Genomic DNA, 14,075 nt, shown 5'->3' on the forward strand with positions numbered 1-14,075 from the left:
GTTCCTAATTTAAGAGAGTCTGCTTTTAGGAATGCAAAGGTGGTTTATGGGGAGGTGGACGAAAAGGTTGTGAGGATACTTGAGAAGTCGTTTGAGAATATTGGTATTTTTGTAACTGATGCTTTTTTCCTGAATTCTATAAATGGGAATAACTTTAATGAGTTTGTTGAGTTTGAGGATTTTGAAAATGTTAGGGAAGCTTTAGAGTACGGTAGAGGTGTAATAGTAGTAACAGGTCATTTTGGAAACTGGGAGTTTTTAGCAGGTGTGCCTGCTTGCCTAGGGTTGGTAAAACTTGCGGTTGTCATGAATAAACAGGTAAATCCACTAACTGAACGGTTGATTGTGACTATGCGTAGGAAAGCAAATATGAAAACTATCTATAATCAGCCTGAAGAGGTGAAGAAGATAATTTCGTTTCTAAAGAGTGGAGGAATAGTTGGAATGGTAGTAGACCAAGCTTACTACTTTGACCCGATATATGTTGAGTTTTTTGATAAAGAAGCTCCGACTGCTAGAGGTCCTGCTGTATTGCATCTGAAGCTGGGATCGCCAATCGTGATGGCAAGGAGTATTTTTATGAATGATGGAAGATATAAACTTAAGTTCTATAAACCTTTAGTTTTCAATCTACCATACAACGATGAGAGTGTAAGGAAGATTATGAGGTATATTAACGAGGTTTTTGAAAGTTGGATAAGGGAGGATCCGACACAGTGGTTTTCTTGGACTCACCCGAGATGGGATGTTGAAGGAATAGTGGTAAGAAAGAAGACATCCTAGTTGGTGGTCTATTTTCTAAAGTTAGTAGAGTTATGATAGGTTTTTTTAAGGTTGATGGAGTTTAATTGTCTCCATATGTTGCTATCATAGCTTTGATGCATCTCAACAAGGAAGTTGAGTGATAATACTTGGTGATTTTTCAGTTCTTTTGAAGATCAAAATTTGCTCCTTTTGATACTAAAGTCAAGGTTTATATTTCTTTACAGGGTTTTTAACTAAACTTTGGAAATTTCTCTCTTGACGGCTACTTAGGGATTTGTTTAAATTTATAAACTGACCATTCAGTCAGGTGGAGGTAGTATGTGGGGGCTTCTCAGGGCTCTTTTGAACAACATACCTGCGGTGATAGTTATATTTGTTGCGGTTATAGTTTTGGGGGGTGTGGCTTTAGTTAGGTTGCCGGTGGATCTGTTTCCTGATATAGAGGTGCCGGTGGTTGCTGTTAGGATTGAGTATAGGGGGGCGTCTCCGGAAGATGTTGAGAAGAATGTTGCTAGAATTGTTGAGGGACAGTTTTTGACTATAAGTGGGGTTAAGAATGTAGTTACTAGGTGTTTTGAGGAATCTGTTTTTTTTCTAGTTGAGTTTAATTATGGAGTCAATATTGATCTTGTTGCAAATGATATCAGGGAGAAGTTGGATCTGGTTTCAGGGATATTACCTGAAGAGGTGGGAAGACCTCAAATTCTTAAGTTTGATCCTAGTAATTTACCAATAATGAATATAGCGATAACTGGACTTGAGGATCTTTCGGCGCTTAGAGAGCTTGCAGATAACAACATTGCGAGGAAGATATACCAAGTTGATGGTGTTGCAAATGTATCGGTGGAAGGAGGATATAGCAAAAAGGTTTTTGTAGAGCTTGATCCTAAGAGAATGAACTCTTTTGCTATCTCTCCTTCGGATGTGGTGAGATCATTAGCAAGTGAAAATCAGAGTTATCCTGCTGGGTATGTAATGGATGGATATAGGAAGGTAAATCTGAGGTTTAGTAGTGAGTTTAGAGATACTATGGATATAGAGAAGGTGATTGTTGGAGTAAGAGGTAGATATGCAGTTAAGGTTGAGGATATTGCGGATGTTTCGTTTAGTGAGGATAGAGAGAATGCTCCAATAGTCAAGGTAAACGGCAGGAATGGGGTAATTCTTTCCGTTAGCAAAAAGTCAGGAAGTAGCACTGTGTTTGTTTCGGAAGGAGTTAAGAGGAAAATAGAAGAGCTTAGAACTCTGTATCCAAACTTAGAGTTTATCGTAATAAGTGACCAAGGTTCTTTTATCGTTGAGTCTCTAAACAATGTCAGAAATAATGCTCTAAACGGTGCTATACTTGCGGTATTGGTTGTTCTTCTTTTCCTTGCTAAGCTTAAAGAGACCATTCTTATTGGTATTGCAATTCCATTCTCTCTTATTCTCTCATTTGTTTTTATGTATTTTCTAGACATTTCTCTAAATGTTGTCTCGCTAGCAGGTCTTGCTTTAGGAGTTGGAATGATGGTGGATAACTCAATAGTGGTTCTAGAGAGTATATACTTACGGCTTAGGCAGGGTAAGAGTTTGTTTGATTCTGCGTTTGAAGGGACGAAAGAGGTAGGACTGGCAATTCTTGCTTCTACCTTGACTACTGTGGTAGTATTTGCTCCAGTTATTTTCTCGCAGGGGTTAGCTTCACAGATTTTTAGAGATCTATCTCTGACTATAAGTATATCAATCTTTTCATCTCTTTTTGTTGCATTATTTATTGTCCCACCTCTTGCCTCAAGACACTGGGGTTTGATTGAAAAGTGGGACAAAGGTATTCAGTCAAGCCACTTTCTTGTTTTGTTTTCAAATTGGGTGGAGAGGGTAAGAGACGGAGTCTATGAGAGGTTACTTACTGGAGTGCTTGATTTGAAAAAGACAGTGTTAGTATTTACTATAGTGTTTGTGATTTTAGGGGTTTTGTCTTTTCTTTTTGTTGGTAAAGAGTTGTTGCCTGTAATAGATAGTGGTGACATAGATCTTAGGGTTACTTTACCTCCGGGGACACATAAAGAAGTTACCGCTAAGTATGGGAAAAGGATAGAGGAGTTTCTTCTTAGAGATGAGAATGTGAAATACTTTTATTACACAATAGGAAGTGGTGGGATTGCTAGGTTTGTTGGAAGAGGTGGTGATAACAGGATAAATGTTGTGATAAAGCTTAAGGAGAAAGAAAAAAGGAAAATGACCTCTGAGGAATTTGCAGTTAGGTTAAGAAAGTTTTTGAGTTATATACCCGGGAGATACAACGTGATCACCTCTGGAAGTATTAGACTTCCTGGAGGGGGTGGAGCTAATGTTGACATAAAGCTTTTCGGTGATGATATAGATAAACTTGAACAGCTGGCTAAAAGAATTCAGGAGGTTGGGAGTAAGGTAAATGGTGTTCAAGAGATAAACACAACTTTTGATGAGCAACTTCAAGAGTATGCTCTACTGTTTGATAGGACAAAATTAGGTTTTTACGGAATATCAAGTGCGATACTGGGTAACATCATAAAAACGAGTTTTTATCCCTCAACAGTATCCTTTTTCAGAAAAGATGGAAAGCAGTATGATGTTGTTGTTCAGCTTAAAGAGGAAGAAAGGAAACATCTAGAGGATGTTCTTCTTAAGTATGTTCCTACTGCAACTGGTATAGTTCCACTGGTTGATCTGATAGAAGTCTCAAATACGACATCTCCTAGAGTTATAGTGAGGGAGAATAATAACAGACAGGTATCGTTGAATATTGTTGGGTTTGGAGTGGCTCAGGATAAGCTTGTTCAGGGGCTTGCGGATGCAATAAGAAGGGAAGTGTATATTCCTCCGGAAGTGATAATAGATTACGGAGGTAGTTTCAAGGAACTGCAGAATACTTTTAGGGATCTGTTGTTGGTTTTTGCTCTTGCCTTTACTTTGGTCTATACTGTGATGGTAATTCTATTCAAGTCTTTCAAGTCTCCTTTCATAATACTCTTTACTATACCCTACGGAACGTTTGCAGTGTTGATCGTTTTCTTTATGCTTGGTATGAAGATCAACATAATATCTGGTATAGGCTTGGTTCTGCTCTTAGGGATAGTTGTTAACAACGGTATTGTTATGGTTGACTATATGGATCAACTTCTAGCGAGAGGGTTTAGGCTTAGAGAGGCTGTAGTTGAAGGAGCAAAAAGAAGATTTAGACCAGTTCTTATGACTGCCTTGACAACAATTATTGGTGTGTTACCACTTGCGCTGGGAATAGGAGCAAGTTCTGAGCTATTTCAACCCCTGGGGCTAGTTGTTTTGATAGGACTGACGCTGGGAACTTTCTTTACTCTATTTATTATACCTGTCATGTTTGAGTATTTCAACAGAAAAAGGTTTGCATAGAGTTGGTCTATGGGATGGGTTCAACCCACTCAAAGTCTTTTAGCATTTTCAGTTTCTCGCGATTTTGGGCTATTTTTTTAAGTAGTCTCTTGACGGTCACATCGTAGTATATTTCCCCATTAAGAAGCTTTCTATACTCATCCTCCATATGGTGTAGAGTAGTGGCATATATTTGTGGATCGTATACTGAGACCATCTTGGCATACTTTTTGGCTACTCCAAACCATCCTAGCGCAGATTTAAAGTATTTCTCTGCTATATCATACCCCTCAAGTAGTTCCTTTTCATACTCTTTGCTGTAGAAATAAATATTCTCCTTGTAAAACTGTTTTCCGAAGTCTAAGTAATTCTTTGTTAGAAGTAGTGCAATGTGGGTTTTTATGAGAAGCTTGTATCTTTGCCAATGTGTCTCGTTGCTTATGGGTGTTAAGGCTCTTATTGGATGGTCAAATGGCAATGACCAGGCAAGTTCTAGGAAATATATGTTTCTTGATATACTATCAAGGTCCTGATAAAGCCATTCGTTGTAAATCTGAAAGAAATCTTCAACAAACTTCAGGCGCTTGTTTATAGGTTTGAATTTAAAATTTTTCGTATCAGCTGGTATTTTTGCAAGGCATATAGATAGGAAGATTATCAGAAAGATAGTTTTTGCTATTCTTGGCTTTGGTATTTCTAGTCCAAAACTAAGGATTTTGTTTTGATTTAGAGGTTTGTCAGTAGGAGTAGGGGGAAGTTTTTCCCCTTTGTCGTAGGTGAAATTTCTTTTTATATCATTTGGTTTTAGCTCTTCATAAAAGGAGGATTTTAGGTTTTCCATAGGTAAATTTTCGGAATACTTTTGGGCGATTACACTTAGGACTCTTCTACACTCACCACCCTAGTATGTTTATCAGTGCTGATGGGTTATCGGCAATTTTCTTGGAAAACACTTCTAGGTTTTTTACAGTTCTTCTCAAGCTCTTAGCTAATTCTTCGTCCGAGAGTAGTCCAATTATGTTGTTTGTGTTTGTTATTACCTTACTGAGCTCTGTAGCTACATAGTTGAGGTTATTTATGGTATCATTTAGCTTCTTTATGTCAACTTTGTTTAGATTGCTACTGACATGATTTAAGGAAGTCAGAAGCGCATTTATTTCTTGGGCAGATTCTCTGAGTTGTTCTGAGAATTCAGATGCATTCTTTAGGCTAACTGTTATGTATTCTTTGTTTTCGTTTATTTCTCTCAATATAAGTTCTAGGTATGAGATCAAGAGCACTACTTTATCTATGCTTTGTGGTAGTTCTGGAGCTGATTCTATTTTTCCTATAAACCTTTTTATGAAATCAAAGACATCTGATATTGCTTGGTTGATTGATGCTACTTCTTTACCGATAACCGTATCTCCATCTTTTAGATATGGGGGGTTGCCTGTGTAGTTTAGGATATCTATGTATTTTTCGCCGACTAGAGAGGCGGTTTGGATAACAAACATCGCGTCTTTGTTTATTTTATATCTACTTTCTATGAAAAGAGTTAGGATTACTCCACCTTCCTCAGGATTTTCTCTAACTGATTCAAGTCTTCCTATCTTGATACCACCTGCTAGTTTGACACTCGCACCCATAGGAACATTTGCTCCGTAGGAAAGCTTCATATGTATTCTATATCCTTGGGATAGGAATGGTAAGGAGTTAGTCAAGTGTAAACCCAAGATTATCAGGAACAAGCCTATTGTGACTACTAAGCCTATTTTGAGTTCGTAGTGCTTCATACTAACCTCTAAACGTCTACGACACACCTACAAATATAATAACCTTTTTCGTTTAAGATCTTGAGTTCACTATAGCTTACACCCTTTACATCTGTGAATATCGTATGCTTTTTAGGGTCTATTCTCTCTCCTTTTAAAGTGAAACAAAGCTTCACTTTGTTATTATCGGTGGTAATGAACAGTTCAACATCACTGAAGAAGAATTTTTTTACATCTTTTATGAACACTATCCTGCTTAAGAACTCAAAGAGCTGTTCTTCGCTGGATGAAGAATTTAGCTCAATGCATTCTTTTATTATCTTTCTTGGTTTTACACTACTTATATCTACCATTACGCTCTGTAAAGCTAATGCAATTCCTTCAAAGGCTTTTTCCAGAGTTTTCCCTTTACCTTCTATTATTACATCTGCTGTGTGATCATGTATCTCCCACGATCTTGAGTTAGATTTACTCATCTTCTACAAGTATTTTGTAGAATGTAATGTTAGTAGGTCAATTAGATGTATAAGTTGAAAACTGTTTAGATTTTGTTGGATTTAAGTATATTGGTAAGTTGAAAGCATTTACTGAGGTTGGTTTAAAATATTCACAACAAGCTGTTATGGGTGGTGATTGTATTTTCTGTAAAATAGTAAACGGGGAAGTTAAATCAAATATAGTCTACGAAGATGAAGATGTGATTGCTTTTGAGGACATAAATCCTCAGGCGCCTGTGCATGTGTTAGTTGTTCCGAAGCAACATATTCCTAATATTATGCAAGTTAGAGAGTATACCGTCTTAGAGAAGATTTTTAGGGCGATTCAGAAGATTGCTGAGGCTAAGAATTTAGCTTTAGAGGGATTTAGAGTGGTTGTTAATCATCTTCATAGGGGAGGTCAAAGTGTTTTTCATTTACATTTTCATATCCTTGGTGGTAGACAGATGATGTGGCCACCGGGGTAGTGTAGTAGATCGGGAGGTGGTTAGGGAGTATGGCTTTGGTTGTTGAAGTTAAGGATGGAGATAACATTGAAGCAGTTTTGAAGAAGTTTAAGAAGTTTGTTGAGATGGAGGGTGTATTGTCTGAGTATAAGGCTCACCTGAGGTATAAGAAACCTAGTGAAGAGAGGAAGGAAAAGGCAGCGATGATCAAGAAAAAGCTCAGAAAGCTTTTGGGAGTCAGGGAGAAGAAGAAATAGTTAATGCGGGATCGTCTAATTGGCAGGACAGCTGACTCTGGATCAGCTAGTGGAGGTTCGAGTCCTCCTCCCGCAGTAATTTGCCCCCATCGTCTAGCCTGGCCTAGGACATCACCCTCTCAAGGTGGAAACACGGGTTCAAATCCCGTTGGGGGCGCATGTTTCTAAGGCGTTTGGTTACCACTTTAGTTCTGTCCGTTACTGTGCTGTTTTGTATTCCACCTCTCCAGAGTCAGGCTCAGGTTGAAATAAATGCAAGAGTTGAGTTTTTTAATAAAAAAATTCTTGAAGGTAGGATTATTTTCACTTCATCTAACGTGGCTCTGAGGCATGTAGAGAAGGAACTTCTATCTCTGATAGAAGTAGCATTCTCAGAGATAGAGTTTATACATCCAATAACTTGGACCCCAGAGTTTCAAAAAGTAGAAAACGAAGGGAAACTAGCTTACAACTTCTACCCTACCGAGTATTTAGTAAAACTCAAGGATGGTAAGTATCTAAATGTAGTGGGTAGGGTTCCAAGTTTCGAGGTTATTAGTTTTGTTCATAAATACGGCAAGTCAAAGCTCTATACCTACTATGTGGACTACTTGATTCAAGATAAAGGTGGAGAGACAAAGTGGAAGAATATGAACACTTACGAGTTGAACAAAAATTTCAAGAAGCCACATCCTAATGTAGTGTATTATATATACCTTCGCTGATAGTCAGCTTTGTTTGAAAAGAGTTTGGTAGTAAGTAAGTTTGATCTTGTTCTAGGGTAGTTCGTCCAATGGGGAGGTATTATAGTTAGGAGCTTCCTTGGTGATTATTACATCGTGTGGATGACTCTCTCTAAGTCCTGCATTTGTTATCCTTATAAATTTTGACTTTTCCTGGAACTCTTTTATAGTTCTTGCCCCAACATATCCCATAGAGGCTTTAAGCCCTCCTACTAACTGATATATGGTTTCTCTTACAGGTCCTTTAAACGGCACCATCCCTTCAATGCCTTCTGGAACAAATTTACCTGGAATTCCCTGCGGATACCTTGAAGATCCTGCTATCATAGCTCCCAGTGATCCCATACCTCTGTAAGTCTTATAGCTTCTTCCTTTGTATATTATCATCTCTCCTGGACTTTCCTCAGTTCCTGCAAGTAAGTTGCCCATCATCACACTGTCAGCACCTGAAGCTATTGCCTTCGCAATGTCTCCTGAATACTTTATACCACCGTCTGCTATTACCGGAACTTTCTCTTCTTTGGCAAATCTTTTTGCTTCCATTATGGCAAATATTTGGGGAACTCCAACACCAGTTACGACTCTAGTAGTGCATATTGACCCTGGACCTATTCCAACCTTGATACCATCAGCACCTGCGTCTATAAGAAACTTCGCACCTTCGTAAGTAGCAACGTTACCAGCAATGACCTCTACATTAAACCTACTTTTTATATATTTAACCATCTCCCTAACTCTGTTACTGTGTCCATGAGCAGTATCTACCACAATTACATCTACCTCTGCTTTAACAAGCTCATAAACTCTTTCCTTGTCAATATCGCTCGTTCCTACCGCAGCACCTACTCTTAGCCTACCCTTAGAGTCTTTTGAAGAAGTTCCATTACTTTGTATCCTCTCCATATCTTTCATCGTTATGAGTCCTTTTATGCTAAAATCCTCACCTACTATTGGAAGCTTCTCCACACGATTTTTAAGCATTATCCTCCTCGCCTCTTCCAAGGAAATACCCTCGTAAGCAAATATTAATTTCTCTCTAGGAGTCATAATATCCCTAACTCTGTTACCTTTGATACTTGCTCTTATATCTCTCCTAGTTAGTATTCCTACAACCCTTCTGGAGTTGTCTACTACTATAAGCCCGGAGATATTATTATGCTCCATAAGTTTTATTGCATCATCAACAGCTTCATCATCCTTTATCACTATGGGATCATCAATCATTATGTTCTCAAATCTCTTTACTTTGATGACTTCTTTAACTTGATCCTCTATGGATAAGTTTCTGTGGATTATTCCTATTCCTCCAAGCTGAGCCATCGCTATGGCCATTCTTGACTCAGTTACAGTATCCATCGCTGAACTTACTATTGGTATTGAGATTTTGATGTTTCTAGTTAGGAAAGTAGTTGTGTCAGCCTCGTTTGGTAGAACGTCAGATTCACCTGGTAATATAAGCACATCATCAAAAGTGAGAGCTACTTCGTCAGTGTAAAACTTCTCATACATAGGAACACCTTTTTTACATATTTTAACTAGCGGAAAACTCAGTTTTCAATAACAACCAATGTGCCGATATCTACAAGTTCGAAAAGTTCCATAATGTCTTTGTTTCTCATCCTTATACACCCGTGAGAAGCTGGTTTGCCAATTAGCCCTTCTTCATGAGTCCCATGTATGTAGATACCCCTACTTAGCGAATCTATACCCCTGCCTTTATTTACCCCTTTCTCCAACCCTTCCAGGACCAAGACTCTTGTGATCACAGGATCACTCTCTATATCAGTAGAATCGTAGTATATGGTAGCAATTTCTCCAGTCTTCCTGAGGTTCCTAAACACAGTGCCAATAGGTTCTCCCATCCCAACCTTCTTGACGATTCTATGCTTGCCTAGAGGAGTTTTGCCACTTCCTTCCTTGTTGCCAATACCATACTTAGATGTTGAAATGGGATACTCTCTAAGCACAGTATTGGACATAATAAGATATAACTATTGCTCCGAAACTTTAACTAGTATATATTCGTCTGGTTTGGTAAAACCTGAAATTAGTAACGCACCTGTAGATAGCAGAATAACTAGAAACCTATTCATACCTACCAGAAACTTCAAAACTTATAGAGTTTAGGTTATCGTCAATATCAAAATAAATGTAGATTCCTTTTGGCACATCCATCAAGAATAACTTCTTGAACGATTCCTTGTCTCTATCGGTGACAATCGCTATATACTCTAGAATACCTTCTATACAAAGAGTGGGAAACTTGGAAGAAGAAAAGCTTGAAGCCCTAGTAGAGTTTAGATACTTTTCAATTCTCTCTTTTTTCGTTGATATTACGAACTCTTTTTCAGATAGATGCAGATACGCTTTATTGTTGTTCTGGAGGTCAATTTCAAATACCTTACTTCCTTGAATAGATATGAGTTTGTATTTACCCATCAATCCTAGAATACTTCTTAGCAATTTATCTGCGTCCTTCTTAGATTTCACTCCCATAAATATGCTTAGGTCCGATTTTTCCGCATATGCAGGTGAATGAAAAGTTATGAATATTGAGCCTGAGAGAACTTTGGATAGATCTCCTTTTAGAGATGGAAAAGCTTGAGCAGTATCAGGAGATAAAACTTCAAATATGTCACCAAGAAGCCGAGGATTGACAGAGATACTAATATAAAAAGGGATGTCGTTGCTCGTGATGTTAACTCCCCTAAGTGCTCTAGGGGAGAATAAATTTGCCACTTTATTAGTCTGACTCAAGAATATCTTACCAAAGGCTTTCATTTCATTACGGGGCAGAAATATATGTACTTTATCTATCTCCTTTAAGAAGTTATAGCGCTCGTCAATTAGTGGTATGTTAGCTTTTAGAGATTCTTTTAACGTGTAATGTGGCTTGAGGAAAATTCCGGAAAGCTCTGATGCAGAAATCTCCTCAAAAAATAATCTCAAATCTGCTTCAAACTTGCTTTCAAGCCCTTTACGAATACTTTCATACTTATCCTTGTAGGTTTTTTCAACGACTGCTACATAGGGTTCTTTTTCTTTTCTGATGTAGAAAGATCCTTCTTTCGCTCTGAGAAGAAATGAAGATTCTGAGAGTATTTCCTTGTCTATAACAGCGGAGATAAATGCACTCCAGTTAGTGTTTATGGGAAGATATGTAACAAGAAGGCCGTTTTCGCTCATATTAGCTACTATACACCTGTTTGTGTCAATAAAGTTAGAAACTCTGCTAAAGAATGGTAGAATATCTAAAAAACCGTAGTTAGGCTTGAAAAAACCTACTGCAATACTGTTTTCCATTAGTAAACTTTTGTACTCTTCAAAAGTTGTTCCTTCCACAGGGTAAAATGGCAGTAATAGGAATAAAATCAAAGCTGTCAATATTTTACGTTTTGTTTTGTGTTTCATTGCACGACTCCTTGAACTGCTTGGAACTATCTTGTATAAGCTCGTAAACCTTTTGCAACTTACACTGTTTATTCAGCAGTAAAGTCTGGAATTTACAATGGGTATAGTTTCTTTTCGTTTTTCTCGCAGTCCCTTTCGGGACTGGGTAAATGTTTCTTGATTAAGCACTTGGAAGACTTAGTATGAAGAAGGTTTTGTTACAGGCAAACACTATCAGAACAGTGAGTGGATGAAAAGTTTAGAATCTTACTTACTTATCTAATGGAGATTGGAATTTATTAGCTTGTTTGGAGAGGTTTCTACAATATTTAGCTTTAAGGAGTGGGTTTTAGTAAAGTCTTTCTAAAGTAAAAGATACCAGCTATCCGATATTAATTTCGTGGTTTGGAGGCTAAGGGATAGCTGGTATGGTAGGTTAAGATAAGTATCGGCTATCCCCCTCTAAGGTTTAGTGTTGAAAATAAAATCCTCTCATGATGAGAGGAAATATAAACCAAGGAGGGGTTTATGATCATTAACCATAACATCTCATCAATTTTTGCCAATAGGCAGTATAAGGTCAATAACTGGAATCTGGATTCCAACCTTGAGAAGCTGTCATCGGGTCTTAAGATAAACAAGGCTGGCGATGACGCTTCTGGTTTAGCAGTTTCTGAAAAGATGAGGGCTCAGATAAGAGGTTTGTGGAGAGCTGAGAAGAATGTTGAAGATGGTATCTCTTTTATTCAGACTGCTGAAGGGTATCTTGATCAGACTACCCAAGTTCTACAGAGGTTAAGAGAACTTGCAGTGCAAGCCTCAAATGGCATTTACGCTGATGAAGATAGGTTGTATATTCAAGTTGAAGTTTCGCAACTTGTTGCGGAAGTTGACAGGATAGCTTCTCACGCTCAATTCAATGGTGTTACATTACTCACGGGTAGATTTGCAAAAAGAACTGAAACTACTACTCCTACTGCTAGTATGTGGTTACATGTTGGAGCGAATATGGATCAGAGGCTTCAACTAACTATTGAAGCGATGACGGCAGTTGCTCTTGGACTAAAAGATAGTGCTACCGGAGAAGTATTAAGTCTCTCTTCTCCAGAAAAGTCAAATAGAGCTATAGGTGTAATTGATATTGCCTTGCAGAAAGTCAATAAACAGAGAGCAGATCTTGGTGCTTATCAGAATAGGTTGATGTATACAGCAAAGTCGTTACTGATAGGATATGAGAACTTACAGGCAGCTGAATCCAGAATCAGAGATACAGATATGGCCTATGAGATGAGCGATTTTGTGAAAAACCAGATTCTTGCTCAAGCTTCGGTTTCTATGATTGCGCAAGCTAACTTAAGACCACAAGTAATATTAACTTTGTTGAGATAGTATTTGCTCTATAGTTTTACATACACATCTTCCTTGATGTTGTAGGGAGGGGTTTATCCCTCCCTTTGGTGTTTGCTCTAGAAAATAAAAATAAAAGTAGTGTCCGGATAGTATCAACATTGGGCTTTGTCTTTTTTGCGGTAGGGGAGAAAGGGATATAAGGGAATATATCCCTAAAAAAGTAGGAGGTGCGATACCTATGATCATAAATCACAACATCTCATCAATTTTTGCTAACAGACAATTCAAAGTAAACAATTGGGCTCTAGACGCTAACCTTGAGAAGTTGTCCTCAGGAACAAAGATAAACAAAGCTGGGGACGATGCATCAGGATTAGCAGTTTCTGAGAAGATGAGGGCCCAGATAAGAGGTCTTAGGCGAGCGGAAATAAATGCTGAGGATGCTATATCCTTTATACAGACAACAGAAGGTTACCTTAACCAAACTACAGAAATTCTTCAAAGACTTAGGGAACTCTCAATTCAAGCTGGCAACGGCATCTACTCAGATGAGGATAGAACGTATATGCAAGTTGAAGCATCACAGTTAGTTGCAGAAATAAACAGGATAGCTTCTCATGCGCAGTTTAATGGAATGAACATGCTTACGGGTAGATTTGCTCCCAATGTGTCAAATATTTCTTTCCACATTGGTGCTAACATGGATCAGAGGATTCTCATCAACATAGGTGATATGACTGCTAGGGGACTTGGGCTTATACAGGAAGATGGCACGAGTAAAGTCAACTTGCTAACCCAAGAAGGAGCAAATCGCACCATAGGAGCTGTGGACTCTGCTCTCCAAATACTAAATAAGCAGAGGGCTGACTTGGGTGCCTACCAATCAAGGTTGGATAAGATAGCAAAAACCTTACTAATAGGTTATGAAAACCTACAGGCAGCTGAATCCAGGATCAGAGACACAGATATGGCATACGAAATGAGTGAGTTTGTGAAAAACCAAATCCTCGCCCAAGCATCTATATCAATGATCGCTCAAGCTAACCTAAGACCTCAATTAGTACTAAGACTGCTTGTTTAAGTTTTCACTCCCCTACCGCAATATCATTATATACCCTCTTCCCCCCTACCAAAAAGTTCTAGAGTTTTTAGGTAATTGATTTTCTTGAAGTCATTTTGTATACTATTAACAAGTAGGCAATAGTAGATCACATAAGAGAAAGGTATGAGTTGTAACTTTGATAGTAGCGAAAAATCATTTTTCGTCTATGTACCTAGCTCTGAAGATAGGAAGATAAGAGAACTTCTTGAGGAAGCGAAAGTGATAGCAATAGTAGGATTATCACCTAAAGAAGACAGACCTAGCAATATTGTCGCAAGGTACTTGAAGGAAGTGGGTTATAGAGTAATTCCCGTGAATCCTGGCTATGACCAAATACTGGGAGAAAAAAGTTACAAGAATTTGCTGGAAATTCCTTTTCCTGTTGACATAGTGGACATATTCAGAAAATCCTCGGAAGTG

14 protein-coding genes and 2 tRNA genes are annotated in these 14,075 nt (G+C 38.2%); 10 read left to right on the forward strand and 6 right to left on the reverse strand.

Features of this window, described 5'->3' with window-relative positions:
* Nucleotides 1–783, forward strand: a 783-nt coding sequence (locus ABDH28_02560; protein ID MEN2997905.1) for a lysophospholipid acyltransferase family protein, incomplete at its 5' end; no start/stop codon positions are given.
* Between the two features lie 300 nt (nt 784–1,083).
* Nucleotides 1,084–4,158: an efflux RND transporter permease subunit gene (locus ABDH28_02565; GenBank protein ID MEN2997906.1), complete on the forward strand. Its 3,075-nt coding sequence runs from the start codon at nt 1,084–1,086 to the stop codon at nt 4,156–4,158.
* A 7-nt stretch (nt 4,159–4,165) separates the two neighbouring features.
* On the opposite strand, the gene ABDH28_02570 is transcribed toward ABDH28_02565, so the two are convergent.
* Genes ABDH28_02570 through ABDH28_02580 form a run of 3 tightly spaced genes read right to left on the reverse strand, consistent with a single transcriptional unit; the run spans nt 4,166 to nt 6,367 of the window.
* Nucleotides 4,166–4,978: a hypothetical protein gene (locus tag ABDH28_02570; GenBank protein MEN2997907.1), complete on the reverse strand. Its 813-nt coding sequence runs from the start codon at nt 4,976–4,978 to the stop codon at nt 4,166–4,168.
* Between the two features lie 52 nt (nt 4,979–5,030).
* Nucleotides 5,031–5,912 (reverse strand): MlaD family protein, encoded by an 882-nt coding sequence (locus ABDH28_02575; GenBank protein MEN2997908.1) that lies wholly within the window; start codon nt 5,910–5,912, stop codon nt 5,031–5,033.
* A gap of 8 nt (nt 5,913–5,920) precedes the next feature.
* Nucleotides 5,921–6,367 (reverse strand): archease, encoded by a 447-nt coding sequence (locus ABDH28_02580; protein MEN2997909.1) that lies wholly within the window; start codon nt 6,365–6,367, stop codon nt 5,921–5,923.
* A 146-nt stretch (nt 6,368–6,513) separates the two neighbouring features.
* On the opposite strand from ABDH28_02580, the gene ABDH28_02585 reads away from it, so the two are divergent.
* From ABDH28_02585 to ABDH28_02605, 5 genes are all read left to right on the forward strand, one after another.
* A complete protein-coding gene (locus tag ABDH28_02585) occupies nt 6,514–6,855 on the forward strand; it encodes a histidine triad nucleotide-binding protein (protein MEN2997910.1) in 342 nt (113 codons plus the stop codon).
* A 29-nt stretch (nt 6,856–6,884) separates the two neighbouring features.
* Nucleotides 6,885–7,091 (forward strand): 30S ribosomal protein S21, encoded by a 207-nt coding sequence (rpsU, locus tag ABDH28_02590; GenBank protein ID MEN2997911.1) that lies wholly within the window; start codon nt 6,885–6,887, stop codon nt 7,089–7,091.
* A gap of 4 nt (nt 7,092–7,095) precedes the next feature.
* A tRNA-Gln gene (locus ABDH28_02595) sits at nt 7,096–7,167 on the forward strand.
* A 6-nt stretch (nt 7,168–7,173) separates the two neighbouring features.
* Nucleotides 7,174–7,248: transfer RNA gene (locus ABDH28_02600), tRNA-Glu, on the forward strand.
* Nucleotide 7,249: 1 nt separating this feature from the next.
* Complete coding sequence (locus ABDH28_02605) at nt 7,250–7,795, forward strand: hypothetical protein (protein ID MEN2997912.1); 546 nt, start codon at nt 7,250–7,252, stop codon at nt 7,793–7,795.
* 51 nt (nt 7,796–7,846) lie between these two features.
* On the opposite strand, the gene guaB is transcribed toward ABDH28_02605, so the two are convergent.
* From guaB to ABDH28_02620, 3 genes are all read right to left on the reverse strand, one after another.
* Nucleotides 7,847–9,322, reverse strand: a complete 1,476-nt coding sequence (gene guaB, locus ABDH28_02610; GenBank protein MEN2997913.1) for an IMP dehydrogenase — start codon at nt 9,320–9,322, stop codon at nt 7,847–7,849.
* Nucleotides 9,323–9,360: 38 nt separating this feature from the next.
* Complete coding sequence (locus ABDH28_02615; protein MEN2997914.1) at nt 9,361–9,792, reverse strand: L,D-transpeptidase; 432 nt, start codon at nt 9,790–9,792, stop codon at nt 9,361–9,363.
* 106 nt (nt 9,793–9,898) lie between these two features.
* On the reverse strand, nt 9,899–11,116 hold the full coding sequence (locus ABDH28_02620) for a hypothetical protein (protein MEN2997915.1): 1,218 nt from the start codon (nt 11,114–11,116) through the stop codon (nt 9,899–9,901).
* 615 nt (nt 11,117–11,731) lie between these two features.
* Here ABDH28_02620 and ABDH28_02625 point away from each other — a divergent pair.
* The 3 genes from ABDH28_02625 to ABDH28_02635 all read left to right on the forward strand — a co-directional run.
* The gene (locus ABDH28_02625; GenBank protein ID MEN2997916.1) at nt 11,732–12,592 is read left to right on the forward strand and encodes a flagellin; all 861 of its coding nucleotides are present in this window, start codon (nt 11,732–11,734) and stop codon (nt 12,590–12,592) included.
* Nucleotides 12,593–12,791: 199 nt separating this feature from the next.
* On the forward strand, nt 12,792–13,634 hold the full coding sequence (locus tag ABDH28_02630) for a flagellin (protein ID MEN2997917.1): 843 nt from the start codon (nt 12,792–12,794) through the stop codon (nt 13,632–13,634).
* A gap of 144 nt (nt 13,635–13,778) precedes the next feature.
* Nucleotides 13,779–14,075: CoA-binding protein (locus tag ABDH28_02635; GenBank protein ID MEN2997918.1), on the forward strand; the 297-nt coding region annotated here is incomplete at its 3' end.

Source organism: Brevinematia bacterium, from assembly GCA_039630355.1.
Lineage (GTDB): Bacteria > Spirochaetota > Brevinematia > DTOW01 > DTOW01 > SKYB106.

What these genes read in the sequence shown, in the direction of transcription:
- ABDH28_02570 (MEN2997907.1), bottom strand. Translation starts at nt 4,978, where the DNA reads ATGGAAAACCTAAAATCCTCCTTTTATGAAGAGCTAAAACCAAATGAT.
- ABDH28_02630 (MEN2997917.1), top strand. Translation starts at nt 12,792, where the DNA reads ATGATCATAAATCACAACATCTCATCAATTTTTGCTAACAGACAATTC.
- ABDH28_02620 (MEN2997915.1), bottom strand. Translation starts at nt 11,116, where the DNA reads ATGGAAAACAGTATTGCAGTAGGTTTTTTCAAGCCTAACTACGGTTTT.
- ABDH28_02565 (MEN2997906.1), top strand. Translation starts at nt 1,084, where the DNA reads ATGTGGGGGCTTCTCAGGGCTCTTTTGAACAACATACCTGCGGTGATA.
- ABDH28_02615 (MEN2997914.1), bottom strand. Translation starts at nt 9,792, where the DNA reads ATGTCCAATACTGTGCTTAGAGAGTATCCCATTTCAACATCTAAGTAT.
- ABDH28_02605 (MEN2997912.1), top strand. Translation starts at nt 7,250, where the DNA reads ATGTTTCTAAGGCGTTTGGTTACCACTTTAGTTCTGTCCGTTACTGTG.
- guaB (MEN2997913.1), bottom strand. Translation starts at nt 9,322, where the DNA reads ATGTATGAGAAGTTTTACACTGACGAAGTAGCTCTCACTTTTGATGAT.
- ABDH28_02585 (MEN2997910.1), top strand. Translation starts at nt 6,514, where the DNA reads ATGGGTGGTGATTGTATTTTCTGTAAAATAGTAAACGGGGAAGTTAAA.
- rpsU (MEN2997911.1), top strand. Translation starts at nt 6,885, where the DNA reads ATGGCTTTGGTTGTTGAAGTTAAGGATGGAGATAACATTGAAGCAGTT.
- ABDH28_02625 (MEN2997916.1), top strand. Translation starts at nt 11,732, where the DNA reads ATGATCATTAACCATAACATCTCATCAATTTTTGCCAATAGGCAGTAT.
- ABDH28_02580 (MEN2997909.1), bottom strand. Translation starts at nt 6,367, where the DNA reads ATGAGTAAATCTAACTCAAGATCGTGGGAGATACATGATCACACAGCA.
- ABDH28_02575 (MEN2997908.1), bottom strand. Translation starts at nt 5,912, where the DNA reads ATGAAGCACTACGAACTCAAAATAGGCTTAGTAGTCACAATAGGCTTG.